The following is a 13,187-nucleotide window of genomic DNA, read 5'->3' as shown; positions in this document are numbered from 1 at the left end:
TCACTCTCTCTGGATGACGCCTGCGGCGATCAGCAGTTCGCGGGCCTCCGTGTCCGCGCTCAGGGCTCCAGTCCGGATGGCCTGCTGGATCTGGGTCTGCCACTCCGTGGCGCCCGACTCCTGTGGATCCGGGTTCAGGCGCGCCCATTGGTTCGCCAGTTCGTTGAGGTAGGTGTTGTCCTGGTTGTAATACTCCGTGCGGCTTTGGTCGAGTCCTCCGCTCACGGCCTGCTCCTGATGCTGAGTCCATGCGCCGAGGAGTTGGTCCATGCTCGTTTGGAGTGTTGAGCCGACCCAGGGGATTTCGCCGATCAGGTAGCCGCCGATGTCGTAGGCCTGCTGGCCCGCCCAGGAGGAGTTGGCCTTGTCGATCTCCAGGGCTGCGAAGCGGCCCTGGTCGAGGAAGCCCGCTGCCCAGCCGATGTCGTCGAGGACGCGGCTAGGGTCGCCTGAGGTGTCGGCGTGGATGCGTTCCATGAATTCGACCGCCATCGCCCCCTGAAGAGTTTCGTACGCCTCGGGGGTCCGGGAGATCTGGGCTGTCACCACGGCGAGGTGTTCGGCGTCCAGCGGGAGGCCGCTGCCCGCCGGGTTGCGAGCGGTTTCGAAGACCTCTGTGCGGTAGTCGCCGAGGAGGCGGGCGGTGGGTTCGCGGAGTTCTGGGGGGAGGTCGTTCTTCGCGCCGGATTCGACCTCCAGTACGTGGTGGAGGACCGCTTCCTGTTCGGGTGTGTGGTCGCCGCGTTCCGCCGTGGGGTCGTTGGGGTCCATGCCGGTCGCTCCTGCGTACAGCGCGTCGCCGAGGGCGCCGAGGGCGATGCGGTCGCGGTCGTCGGTGACCTCGCCGGCCATGTCGGGGTAGTGGCGCTCCCTGATCAGGTAGGTGGCGTGGTCGTTCTCCTCCTCGGCCGTGAAGAACGCCGTCGCCGCGTCGGGGCTGGCGCTGAGGCCGGTCAGGAAGCCGGTCACCGGATCGGACCTGAAGTCGTCGCCCACGAAGTGCGTACGGGCGTCCGGTACCCAGAAGTCGGTGCCGTCGGCGAGGTTGCGGTCCGTTTCGAGGAGCGCGTCCCCGTACGTGGTGAGGAAGCCGTCGTCGTAGTCGCCGTGCTGCATCAGGTCGCTCATGACCTGGAAGCCGTAGAGCGGGTGGGCCTGGTCGGCGGGCGCCATGTCGTGGAGGCCCAGGGCGACGACCCGCTCCTCCCACTCGGCCATCCGGGGGTCGTCGGCGCGGGTGGCGGTTCCCAGGGTGATGCCGAGGTTCTCCTGCATCTCCTGGATGGTGCGCGTGTACGCGTCGCTCGGCGGTGTGCCGCCGGTGTGGTCGTTGATCCGGGCGTCCGCCCAGAAGGACAGCGTGCCCTCGGCGCCGAGGCCGGTGGCGAGGTCGACGGCGAAGTGCTCGTTGTCGTGGTGGGTTTCGAGCAGGTCGTTCAGGCGGGCGGCGCCCTCCGGCGTCTCGTAGTCGCCGGACTCGATGAGGCGCAGTGCCTCGCGCGCGTCGGCCTCGCCCTGGCGTTGCTCCGCGTTCTCCATGCCCGCGGGCCCGGCGGGCTGGAACGTGTCGCGGTCCTCGCCGACGATCTCCCGCAGCGCGCGGGCCGCCGTGGTGTCGGCGTCCTCGGATCTGCCCAGGATCTCCGCGATACGGGCGGTCATCTCCTCCACGGCGGCCGCCGTCGGTCCGTCCGCGCCGAGGAGGGCCTGCCGCCCGCCGGTCCCCTCCAGGTACTCGGTGCTGTACGGGCCGTCCTGGCGCGGGATCACCGTGCCGTTCGCCTGGATGTACACGCCCTCCGCCGCCGCGCCCGCCTCCAGTTCGTGCAACTGCCGCCGGCAGGTGAGCTGTTCGTCGCGGAGGTCGCGCAGGATGGCGTGGATCGCGCGGGCCTGGCTGTGGGCGTACGCGAACTGCGTCACCGTCGTGTAGACGAACTGGCGTGAGACGTCCGCGTTCAGCCCGGCCCAGTCGGCCGCCGCCGTTCTGGCGCGCAGTCCGTCGCGGGCCTCCTCGGCGAGGGTGTCCAGGTCCTCTGTGGTGCGCTGCCAGTCGGTGACGGCCGCGTCCAGGTTGCCGAACGCCATGCCGTAGAGCTGCTCGTAGGTCGCCATGCCGTCCCTCACAGCGCCGTGATGGCGGAGTTGAGGCCGGTGACGATGCCCTGTTCGAGGCCGGTGTTCGACGCGACGGTGGTCGTCAGGTGCCCGGCGATGCGGTCGCAGTCGCGTGAGAGGGCGAGCGACTGCTGCGTGAAGCGCCACATGGCGTGGTGCAGCGCGTCGCCGCTGGCGAGTCCCGCGGCGCGCAGGTCGGCGACGGCGTCGTACGTGCTGCCCGCCGCCTGGCCGCCCTCGGTGGCGATGCGGCCGAGCCGGTGCGCGTCCTCCCTGATCGGTGCGAGCTCCGTCTCCTGGACGGACAGGTCGGGCTCCCTCGGTGATGGCATGGCGATCCCCCCATGGCTCGCGCGCGTGCTCTCCGGTGATGCGTCGGGACCTACCGTAGCCGAGGGAGCGGGCATGCGCTTTGTCTCGTGCAGAGACAATGTTCGATCGATTTCTGCCGGATGGGTGTCCAATCCGGTCGAACGCCGCTACGTTCCTGCTGTATCCGCTTGATGTCCGGCGCACGGCCTCCCCCCTCGCGCTCCTCGGCCCGCGTCCGGTCTCCCCCCACCCGGTGCGGCGGCGCGCGCCTGTGCGAAGTCACGGAGGACGCACGTGCACAGACGATCCAGGAAGTTGTCCGCCGCCCTGCTCGGGGCGGCGCTGGCCCTCGGCGGCACGCTCACCGCCACGGCCGCCCCCGCCCCCGCCCCCGCCCCGGCGCCGGAGGCCGAAGCCGAGCCGACCGATGTCCTGGTGTTCTCCAGGACCACCGGTTTCCGGCACTCGTCCATCGAGGCCGGGGTCGCCGCCATCGAACAGCTGGGTGACGAGAACGGGTTCGCCGTCACCGCCACCGAGGACCCCGCCGCCTTCACCACGGCCAACCTCGCCCGCTACCAGGCCGTCGTGTGGCTCTCCACCACGGGCGATGTCCTCGACAGCGCCCAACAGGACGCGTTCGAGGCGTACATCGCGGACGGCGGCGGCTACGTCGGCGTCCACGCCGCCGCCGACACCGAGTACGACTGGCCCTGGTACGGCGGCCTCGTCGGCGCGTACTTCGCCTCCCACCCGGCGACGCAGGAGGCGACCGTCCACGTCGAGGACCGCGCCAACGCCTCGACACAGCACCTGCCGGAGCGCTGGACCCGCACCGACGAGTGGTACGACTACCGCACCAACCCCCGCGCGGACGTGAAGGTCCTGGCCAGCCTGGACGAGTCCACGTACGACGGCGGCGCCATGGGCGAGGACCACCCCATCACCTGGTGCCACGACTACGCGGGCGGCCGCGCCTGGTACACCGGCCTCGGCCACACCGAGGAGTCCTACGCCGACCCGGCGTTCACCGCCATGCTGCTCGGCGGCATCCGCATCGCGTCCGGCGCCAGCCCCGCCGACTGCCGCCCGGAGAACGGCTACACGGCCCTGTTCGACGGCACGCAGGCCAGTCTCGACGCCTGGGAGCAGGCGGGCCCCGGCGGGTTCACGCTGGCGGACGGCACGCTGACGTCGTTCGGCGGCATGGGGCTGCTGTGGTACCCGGTGACGCCGTTCTCCGACTACTCGCTGAAGGTCGACTGGATGATGCCGGGCGACGACAACGGCGGCGTCTTCATCGGCTTCCCCGACCCGCAGGGCGACCCCTGGCTTCCGGTGGACCAGGGCCACGAGATCCAGATCGACGCCACCGACGCCGACCCGTCCCGCACCACCGGCAGCGTCTACAGCTTCTCCGCGCCCGACCCGGCCGTCCGTGACGCGGCGCTCAACCCGCCGGGCAGCTGGAACAGTTACGAGATCACGGTCCACGGCCGCGACGTCGAGGTCCACCTCAACGGCGTCCAGGTCAACGCCTACACCAGCACCCGCGACATCGCGCTCGGCCACATCGGCGTCCAGAACGACGGCGACGGCATGGACATCAACTATCGCAACATCCGCATCCGCCAGGACGGCGACACCCCCGTCACCGACCTGGCCAGGAACCGTCCCGTCACCGTCTCCAGCGTCGAGCCCGGCAGCGGCCACACCGGCGCGAACGCCGTGGACGGCGACCCGGCCACCCGCTGGAGCAGCGCGTACACCGACCCGCAGTCCATCGCCGTGGACCTCGGCTCGGTGCGCACGCTGGACCGCGTACGGCTCAACTGGGAGACGGCGCACGCCCGTTCGTACACCGTCGAGACCTCCGTGGACGGCGTCACCTGGGACGAGGCGTACGCCACCACCTCGGGCGACGGCGGCCTCGACGACATCGCCGTGACGGCCGAGGCCCGCCACGTGCGCGTCACCGGCACCCAGCGGGCCACCCAGTGGGGCTACTCCCTCTGGGACCTCAACGTGTTCGGCCACTGAGACACCGGCACCACCCCGACCCCCCACTCGCGACCGGCCCTTGGAGGTGCCGTGCTCTCGCGCGCCCTGGCACTGCTCACCGCACTGCTGACCCTGTCCGCCCTGCTCCTCGCGCCCAGCGCCTCGGGCGCCGCCCCGCAGGCGGACCCCGCCCCCGCCGCGCCGCCCCCGGCGAGCGCCTTCGAGAAGGTACGTCTCGACGGCGGCCTCGGCATGGGCGAGCCCATCGAACTCGCCGTCACACCCGACCAGAAGGTCCTCTACATCAACCGCGGCACCAGCGCCGCCGGCGGCCAGGTCCGGGTGTACGACCCGGCCACGCGCTCGACCACCGTCGCGCTCACCCTGCCGCTCGACGCGCGCTTCGAGGACGGCCTGATCGGCATCACGCTGCACCCGGACTTCGAGGCGAACGGCTGGGTGTTCCTCTTCTACTCGCCCGCCTCGACGCCGCTGGTGAACCGTATCTCCCGCTTCACGTTCGACGACGCCACCAACACGATCGCCAGCTCCAGCGAGGACATGATCATCGAGTGGCCGACCGAGCGCGACCTGTGCTGCCACTCCGCCGGGTCGATGGACTGGGACAGCGACGGCAACCTCTACTTCGCGGTCGGCGACAACACCAACTCCGGCGGTGACGCGCAGGGCATGGCGCCCATCGACGAACGCCCCGGCCGCCACCCGCAGTACGACGCCCAGCGCACGTCCGGCAACACCAACGACCTGCGCGGCAAGATCAACCGCATCCACCCCGAGGACAACGGCACCTACACCATCCCGTCCGGCAACCTCTTCGCCCCGGGCACGGCGAACACCCGCCCCGAGATCTACGTGATGGGCCTGCGCAACCCGTACCGCGTCTTCGTGGACGAGCAGGCCGACGACACCCTGTACTGGGGCGAGGTCGGCCCCGACGCGGGCGCGACCATCCCGGCGCGCGGCCCGGCCGCGTACGACGAGTTCAACCGCGCCACCGGCCCCGGCAACTTCGGCTGGCCCTACTGCGGCGGCCCCAACACCGCGTACAACGACTGGGACTTCGCCGCCGACCAGCCGCGCGGCTGGTTCCCCTGCGGCGGTTCCACGGGCCCGGTCAACGACTCGCCGAACAACACCGGTCTCCAGCAACTCCCGCCCACCCAGGGCGCGCTGGTGTGGGAGCAGCACGGCGGCAGCGTCGAGTGGCCCGAACTCGACAGCCCCGGCGGCTGCGGCTCCCCGAACCACGCCGAGGTCTACCACTACGACCCCGACCTGGCCTCCGACGTCAAGTGGCCCGCGTACTACGACAACACGCTGCTGATCTCCGAGTACTGCCGCAACTGGATCAAGGAGGTGCAGTTCGAGGGCGGCGACCCGGTGAACGGCGCGCCCAGCGCGATCGAGTCCGTCCTCGCCGGGATGAACCTCGTCCACCCCATCGACATGGAGTTCGGCCCCGACGGGTCGCTCTACCTGCTGGAGTACGGCAGCGGCTACTTCTCCGGTGCCGAGGACGCCGGCCTCTACAAGATCAACTACGTGCAGGGCGGCCGCACCCCCACCGCCCTCGCCTCGGTGGACCGCGACAACGGCCTCGCGCCGCTGACCGTCCGCTTCTCCAGCGCGGGCAGCAGCGACCCGGACGGTGATCCCCTCAGCTACGCCTGGGACTTCACCGACGACGGCACCACCGACTCGACGGCGGCGAACCCCTCGTTCACCTACACGGGCAACGGCAGCTTCCAGGCCCGCCTGACGGTCAGCGACGGCACGGGCCGCACCGGCACCGCCACCGTCCCGGTCGTCGTCGGCAACGACCGCCCCGCCCTCACCCTCTCCGCCCCGCCGGCGGGCGGCGTCTACGAGTGGGAGGAGGACGTCACCGTCACCGCGTCGGCGACCGACCCGCAGGACGGCCCCGTCGACTGCTCCGACGTCGTCGTCCGCGTCGCGCTCGGCCACCAGGAGCACGCGCACGAGGTCGCCCAGGGCGACGGCTGCGCCACCACGTTCGACACCGGCCCGATCCACTCCGGCCTCGACGCGACGCAGTTCTACGTGATCCGCGCCTCCTACGCCGACGAGGGCGCGCCGGGCAGCGCGCCCCTGACCGGCGAGACCGAGCTGACCCTGTGGCCCAAGCGCTGGCAGGCCGAGCACTTCGAGCAGCTGTCGGGCCCGCAGATCATCACCGCGTCCGGCGCGGAGGGCGGCCGGCGGCTCGGCGACGTGCAGGACGGCGAGTGGGTCCGCTACCACCAGGTGAGCCTCCAGGGCGTCACGGGCCTGTCCGCCCGCGTCTCGTCCGACAAGGCGGGGAACGTCGCCACGTTCCGCTACGACTCGACGACAGGCCCGGTCGTCGCCCGCGTGACCGTCCCCGACACCGGCGGCTGGGAGAGCTACGCCCAGATCGACGTCCCGGTGACGAACGCAGACGACGCGCCGCGCGACCTGTACGTCGTCTTCACCGGCGGCTCCGGCGCGATCCTCGACCTGGACAGCTACACCTTCACCGGTCCCGGCGTCAGCACGCCCTAGACGCCGGAACGAGGCGGCGCCCCACCCAGGGGCGCCGCCGCCCCGCGTCCGTACGGGCGCCTTTCGGGCGATACGCGGCACCGGGCCCGTTTCGGATCGGGCGGACGTGGAACCGGGAGGCATGGCCTTTTCGGACAAGATCCCAGATGTCGCGGCGACGTTCCGCTCCCTGCTGCCCGAGCCCGACCGCCCCGGGCGCGTCCTGGCGGCCGTGGACCGCATCGAGGCGTCCACCGCCGCCGACCCGCTGCTCGGCCCGCTGCGGCGCGCCGTCCACACCATGCCGGCCGACCTGCGGGACATCCTCCACGGCAAGCCGCTGGGGCACCCCGCGCACCCCGTGCTCGTGCAGCTGCCCATGGGGACGTGGACCTCCGCCGCCGTCCTCGACATGCTGCCGGGCAAGGGCACGCGGCGCGGCGCGTGGCTGCTGATCGCGCTCGGCACGGCCGCCGCCGCGCCCGCCGCGCTGACGGGCTGGACCGACTGGGCCGACCTGCGCAAGCCGCAGATGCGCGTCGGCCTCGTCCACGCGCTCGCCAACACGGGCGCGCTCGCGCTGTACACGACGTCCCTGTGGAAGCGGCTGCGGGGCCGCCGCATGGCGGGCAAGGCGTACGGCTTCGCGGGTCTGGCGCTCGTCTCCGCCGGCGGCGCGCTGGGCGGGCACCTCGCCTACCGGCAGGCGTCCGGCGCGAACCACGCCGAGCAGGTCCCCGCGCTGGCCGACTCCGAGTGGCACGCGATCGCCATGCTGTCGGACCTGCCGGTCGGCCGGGCCGTGAAGGCGGAGGTGGGCGACATCGCGGTGCTGGTGGTGCGCGAGGCGGGCGGCCCCGTGCGCGTCCTGGCGGACCGCTGCTCGCACATGGCGGGTCCGCTGTCCGAGGGCGCGGTCGCGGAGGGCTGCGTGGTCTGCCCCTGGCACGGCAGCACGTTCCGGCTGGACGACGGGTGGAACGTGCAGGGGCCCGCGACCGCGCCGCAGCCGGTGTTCGAGACGCGGGTGGTCGACGGCCGGGTGGAGGCCCGTTTCCCCGAGCATGCGAGGAAGAACGGCTGAGCGGGTACCCGCCCACCGGAACGACCGCGACACACCGAGGAGGCCGCCATGTCCGACCCGATGGGCGACGACGTGTACCAGCCGACCGAGAGCACCGACCGGGACGACCCCACCTACACCGGTGACCTGGAGAACTCCCTGGACGAGCCCGGCCTCGACGAGGTGCTCGACGAGGGCTACTCGCCGCCCGAGAAGCCCCTCGCGGTGACCGGCCACGGCCTGACCGCCCGCGAGCAGGAGGACGGCGAGACGCTGGACCAGCGGCTGTCCGAGGAGGTCCCCGACGTCCAGTCCCCGCCGGGGGACGGCATCGGGGACCAGCCGGACGCCTGGGGCGAGCCGGTGGCGGACGGCGAGGCGGGCGAGGACCGCTCGGGCCGCCTCGTCGCGTCCGACATGGACCCGGCGGCCAACTCGGGCTTCGACTCGGCGCCGGAGGGGGCGCGCCCTGTGCGGCCCGACGACGTGACGGCGCTGGACGTCGGCATCGACGGCGGCGCGGCCGGGGCGGAGGAGGCGGCGATGCACATCGCCGACATCGACGAGGACACGGACGTCGACACGGCGGGCGACCCGGACGCGGAGGACCTGTGACGGGGCGCGCCCCCCTCCGGGTGTGATCCGCCGGTCCGTCCGGTCCATGGCTGCCGGGTTCCGCGCAGGGGCCCGGCAGCCGCCGTGTCCGGCACCGGTCAGGCGCCGGCGGTGAGCCGCGTCACCAGCAGGTCGATCCGTTCGGCCTGGTACGCCACGGGCATCCTGCCGTTCGCCGCGAGCACCGTCAGGCCGTGCAGCGACGCCCACGCCGCCTCGGCCAGTGCCGCCCGCCGTGGGTCGGCCGGGGCGAACACGGCCGTGAACGCGTCGAAGCAGTCGCGCAGCGGCGGCGGCGTCTCCTCGTGGGCGAACACCAGGTCCGTGGGCATGACGAACATGGCCTGGTAGAGCGCCGGGTGCCGCTCGGCGAAGTCCCGGTACGCGCCCCCCACCGCCCGCAGCGCGCGGGTGACGGGCGCGGGGCCCCGGGCGGGGACGGCCTCCCCGGCGCGCCGGAGCGTGACGGCCAGCTCCGTGAACCCCTCCAGGGCGACGGCGCGGACGATCCCCTCCTTGCCGCCGAAGTGGCTGTAGAGGACGGGCTGGCTGTACTCGACGCGTTCCGCGAGCCGCCGGGTGGTGACGGCCTCCCAGCCCTCGGTCTCGGCCAGCTCGCGGGCGGCCGTGATGATCAGCTGATGACGCTGTGCGCGCTCCCGGGCGCGGCGTGTGCTGGTAGTCATGCTCTCGACCCTAGCAGCGCTAGACAGACTTGTCCCGCTAGTGCTAGCGTCTCCCTCGTTCGCTAGCGGCGCTCATTCACCTGTCGCCGACAGTGCGCCCGTCATGTCAGCCCCTGACCCTGAGGAACCACCGTGCTCACCACCATCTCCCTCGTCCTCGTCGCCGTCGTCGCCGTCGGGATCATCGGCATCGGCATACGTTTCCTCGTCCAGCCGGAGCGCGCCGGCGCGGACTTCGGCCTGCCCGCCGCCCACGGCGCCCCCCGGCCCTGGGCGAACATCAAGGGCGTCCGCGACATCACCTCGGGCCTCGTCCTCCTCGTCGGACTGCTCCACGGCGACGACGTCCTCCTCGGCTGGCTGACGCTCGCCTCGACCTTCACCCCGTGGGGAGACGCGGGCGTCGTCCTCGGCGCGAAGGGCCCGAAGGCCGCCGCGTACGGCATCCACGCCGCCACCGCCGCGGTCATGGCGGCCGTCTCGCTCGTCCTGATCCTGTCCTGACGCCTCAACGCGCCATGCGACTCGGCCCGTTCGCCCCCGCCGCCCGCCTGTCATCCCCTAGTGTTTGACGCAGGTGGCCGGGGGAGGGGCGCGCGGGATGCGGGTCATGCACGTCGTCACATTGCACACGCCGACACACGAGTTCGGCGGCCCGACACGGGTGGCGTTCCACCAGTGCAGGGAGTTGAACGCCCGGGGCGAGCACGCTGTCCTCGTCGCGCTGGGGGACGGATTCCCCGCCGGGCCGCTGCCGCGCAGGGTGGACGGGGTGCCCGTACGGCTGTTCCCCGCCCGGCACGTGCTGCCGCGCTTCGAGGTCAGCGGCATCACATCGCCCGCACTGCTCGCCCGCGCCTGGTCGTTCGTCCGCTCCGCCGACATCGTGCACGTCCACCTGATGCGGGACCTCATCACCCTCCCCATCGCCCTGCTCGCCCTCCAGGCGGGCACCCCCCTGGTCCTCCAGACCCACGGCATGATCGACCCGACCGACAACCGTGTCGCCCGCCTGGTGGACGCCCTGGGCATACGCCGCGTCCTCCACCGCGCCGACGCCGTGCTCCACCTCACCGAACGGGAACGCCACGAGACCGCCGCCGTCCTCGCGCCCCGCCCCATCGCGCCGCAGTACCGGCTGGTCAACGGCGTCCCCGCGCAGGCGCGCCGCCCCCGGCCGCCGGGCCCGCCCACCGTGCTGTACCTGGCACGCGTCCAAGCCGGCAAGCGCCCCGAGGACTTCGTACGCGCCATGCCCGAGATCCTGGCCGAACGCCCCGACACCCGCTTCGTCCTCGCCGGCCCCGACACCGGCGCCCTGGACGGCACGCTGGCCCTCGCCGACCGGCTCGGCGTACGTGCCGCACTCCACCACCCCGGCGCGCTGGACGGCCCCGCCGTGCTCGCAGCGCTGCGCGCCGCCGACGTGTTCGTCCTCCCGTCGAGCCAGGACGCGTTCTCCGTCTCGGTGCTTGAGGCGATGTCCGTCGGCACGCCCGTCGTGATCCGGGAGGGCACCGGGCTCGCGCCCGACGTCGCGCGCGCCGGCGCGGGGCGCGTCGTCCCCGCGCCCGGGGCGATCGGGCGCGCCGTCCTCGACCTGCTCGAACCGGCCGCCCAGGAGGCCGCGTCGCTCGCCGCCTGGCGCCTCGTCAGGGACGAGTTCACCCTGGACGCCGTCCTCGACACGCTCCGCTCGGTCTACGCGCGCGTCCTCGGTACCCGGGCGTGACCACTCGGGCACCCCGCGCGGCGGACCTGTGCCCGCGACCGTTACTCTCAGCTTTCCCATGTGCGCGGGGGGCGCAGGCCCCCGGCCGGTGAACGGACGAGGAGACCCGGATGACCGACCACGAAGACGAAGTGCCGGGCGGCGACGCCGGGCAGGAGCGTGCAGGCGTGCCCCCACGGCCCCGGGTGGACCCACGCGCCGGGTACGCCGGTCTCCCCGACCCGCCTCCCGCGCCGCCGCCCGAGCCACCCACGGCCGAGTTCCCGGCGACTCCGCCCACCGCCCAACTCCCGGCAGCCCAACTCCCGGCAGCCAGGGCCGAGATACCGGCCGACGCCCCACCCCCCGGCGCCTTCGGCCCGCCGCCGTACGCGCCACCGCCGCCCGGCGGCCACGGCATCGGCCCCGTCGAGTACGGCGGCGGCTTCGGCGCCCACCTGCCGCCGCCCCCGCCCCCACCGCCCGCCCCGCGCCCGCCGCGCGACCAGCGCCTCGCCCTCACGGCCGCGCTGCTCAACCTCAGCGGCCTCGGCCTCGGCCACCTCTACCTGCGCCGCTGGTGGCATGTCCTGCCCAGCCTCCTGCTGACCGCCGCCCTCCTCGCGATGGCCCTCCCGGTGACGGCCGACGGCGTGTCCGGGCGGTGGGCCGCGCTGTACGCCGCCGGGGTGCTGCTCCTCGCCGCCGACGCCTGGCGGCTGGCGCGCCCGGCCGGTCCCGAACGCCGCCCGCTGCTCGCGCCGGTCGTCGCCGGTGTGCTGCTGCTGGCGATCCCGGCGGGCGCCGTCGTCTTCTTCGGGGACGCGCAGCGGCGCGCGCTGGAGAGCGACCTCCAGGACCGCCTGACCGCGACCGACGAACTGGTCGAACGGGCCGCCGCCGATCCGTTCGGCGAGTCGGAGGACCGCTACCGGTCGGCCGTCACGGACTACCTGGGCGTGCGCGACGCGTACCCGGACACCGACGCCGCCGCCGAGGTGCCCGACCGCCTCGACGCCCTGTACGAGCGCGCCACCGCCCCGGCGGACGGCGCGGACGGGGCGGCGGAGACCGACCACTGCCGCGCCCTCGCGCCACTGCGCTTCTTCCGCGACCTGCCGGACGACACCGGCGACGACCCGGAGACGCGGCGCCTGTCCGCCCGCGCCACCGACGCCCTGCCGGAGCCGCTGCACGGCTGCGGGCTGCGGCTCACGTCGCAGCGCGACATCGACGGCGCCGAGGTCCCGTTCACCGAACTGCTGCGCGACCACGCGGACTCGCCGTTCGCCACCGGCCTGCCGGACGAGCTGGGCGGCATGCGGAACGCCGCGATCGAGGGCGTCGAGGGCGACGACCCGTGCGGCTCGCTCGGCCGGCTGCGGGACTACAACGCGCTGTTCGCCGAGCTGCCGGGCGAGGAGTTCCCGCGCATGGCGGCCGAGGGCGAGGAGCCGGTGCCGGACGGGCTGTGGGCGTGCGGCACGGCGCAGTTCCGCGACGGCGACTTCGCGGACTCGGAGGAGACGCTGCGCGAACTTCTCGACGTGGCACCCGACCACGAGGAGGCGGACTACGCGGGTGACGTCCTGATCGCCGCCCAGATCGCCGTCGATCTGCCGGCGGCGGGCGAGGACCTGCCGCCGCGGCCGGGCTCCGGCGCGGGCGGGGCCACGATCGAGGTCGAGATCTTCAACGACTCGCCCGACCCGCTCGAACTCCTGTGGACCGGGCCCCGCACCGGCAGCAGGACCATCGACGCCTGCGCCTCGTGCGACTACTACCCGAGCGTCACCGACGACGACGAAACGTGCGCCGAGGACATCGACTACCCGAGCACGACCCTCGAACTCCCCTCGGGCTCCTACCACTTCCTCCACCGAGCCCCGGAAACCGGCGCCAGCACGCTCGCCGAGACGGAGGTCTTCGAGCCGGATTACATCTACACCTGGTGCACCTACACGACCGAGGACCAGTCGCTGCTGCCGGGCGGTCCCGGCGGCACCGACGCGTGACGGCCCCGCCGCCCCCCTCACCGCCGCGCCGCCGCCCCCTCCCGGGCGGCGGCGCCAGCGCCGCCGACAGCGCGCACGCCACCACCGGCACCACCGCCTGTTCCGGCCACGACCGCACCCAC

Annotated in this window: 10 protein-coding genes; 7 read left to right on the top strand and 3 right to left on the bottom strand. The window is 73.3% G+C overall.

The window, feature by feature from the left end; all coding sequences use genetic code 11:
* Together ACL02R_RS03545 and ACL02R_RS03540 are read right to left on the bottom strand one after the other, a co-directional pair.
* Positions 1–2,115, bottom strand: coding sequence for a hypothetical protein (locus ACL02R_RS03545; RefSeq protein WP_412795351.1), 2,115 nt, complete (start codon positions 2,113–2,115; stop codon positions 1–3).
* An 8-nt stretch (positions 2,116–2,123) separates the two neighbouring features.
* A complete protein-coding gene (locus ACL02R_RS03540) occupies positions 2,124–2,450 on the bottom strand; it encodes a hypothetical protein (protein ID WP_412795350.1) in 327 nt (108 codons plus the stop codon).
* 274 nt (positions 2,451–2,724) lie between these two features.
* On the opposite strand from ACL02R_RS03540, the gene ACL02R_RS03535 reads away from it, so the two are divergent.
* The 4 genes from ACL02R_RS03535 (at position 2,725) to ACL02R_RS03520 (ending at position 8,653) form a co-directional block, all read left to right on the top strand.
* Positions 2,725–4,470: a ThuA domain-containing protein gene (locus ACL02R_RS03535; RefSeq protein ID WP_412795349.1), complete on the top strand. Its 1,746-nt coding sequence runs from the start codon at positions 2,725–2,727 to the stop codon at positions 4,468–4,470.
* A 51-nt stretch (positions 4,471–4,521) separates the two neighbouring features.
* A complete protein-coding gene (locus tag ACL02R_RS03530) occupies positions 4,522–6,996 on the top strand; it encodes a PQQ-dependent sugar dehydrogenase (protein WP_412795348.1) in 2,475 nt (824 codons plus the stop codon).
* Positions 6,997–7,117: 121 nt separating this feature from the next.
* Entirely contained in the window at positions 7,118–8,059 is a 942-nt protein-coding gene (locus ACL02R_RS03525) for a Rieske 2Fe-2S domain-containing protein (RefSeq protein WP_412795347.1), read from the top strand.
* A 48-nt stretch (positions 8,060–8,107) separates the two neighbouring features.
* Complete coding sequence (locus ACL02R_RS03520; protein ID WP_412795346.1) at positions 8,108–8,653, top strand: DUF5709 domain-containing protein; 546 nt, start codon at positions 8,108–8,110, stop codon at positions 8,651–8,653.
* Positions 8,654–8,751: 98 nt separating this feature from the next.
* Here the strand turns inward: ACL02R_RS03520 and ACL02R_RS03515 are convergent, their stop codons facing one another.
* Positions 8,752–9,339, bottom strand: a complete 588-nt coding sequence (locus ACL02R_RS03515; RefSeq protein ID WP_412795345.1) for a TetR/AcrR family transcriptional regulator — start codon at positions 9,337–9,339, stop codon at positions 8,752–8,754.
* A 132-nt stretch (positions 9,340–9,471) separates the two neighbouring features.
* On the opposite strand from ACL02R_RS03515, the gene ACL02R_RS03510 reads away from it, so the two are divergent.
* The 3 genes from ACL02R_RS03510 (at position 9,472) to ACL02R_RS03500 (ending at position 13,065) form a co-directional block, all read left to right on the top strand.
* Positions 9,472–9,843, top strand: coding sequence for a DUF4267 domain-containing protein (locus ACL02R_RS03510; RefSeq protein WP_412795344.1), 372 nt, complete (start codon positions 9,472–9,474; stop codon positions 9,841–9,843).
* A 97-nt stretch (positions 9,844–9,940) separates the two neighbouring features.
* Positions 9,941–11,071 (top strand): glycosyltransferase, encoded by a 1,131-nt coding sequence (locus tag ACL02R_RS03505; protein WP_412795343.1) that lies wholly within the window; start codon positions 9,941–9,943, stop codon positions 11,069–11,071.
* Positions 11,072–11,181: 110 nt separating this feature from the next.
* The gene (locus tag ACL02R_RS03500) at positions 11,182–13,065 is read left to right on the top strand and encodes a hypothetical protein (protein ID WP_412795342.1); all 1,884 of its coding nucleotides are present in this window, start codon (positions 11,182–11,184) and stop codon (positions 13,063–13,065) included.
* Positions 13,066–13,187: the final 122 nt, after the last annotated feature.

Source organism: Streptomyces sp. MS19, from assembly GCF_047200595.1.
In the GTDB taxonomy this organism is placed as follows: Bacteria; Actinomycetota; Actinomycetes; order Streptomycetales; family Streptomycetaceae; genus Streptomyces.
This window is presented reverse-complemented; position numbering and strand designations above follow the sequence as displayed.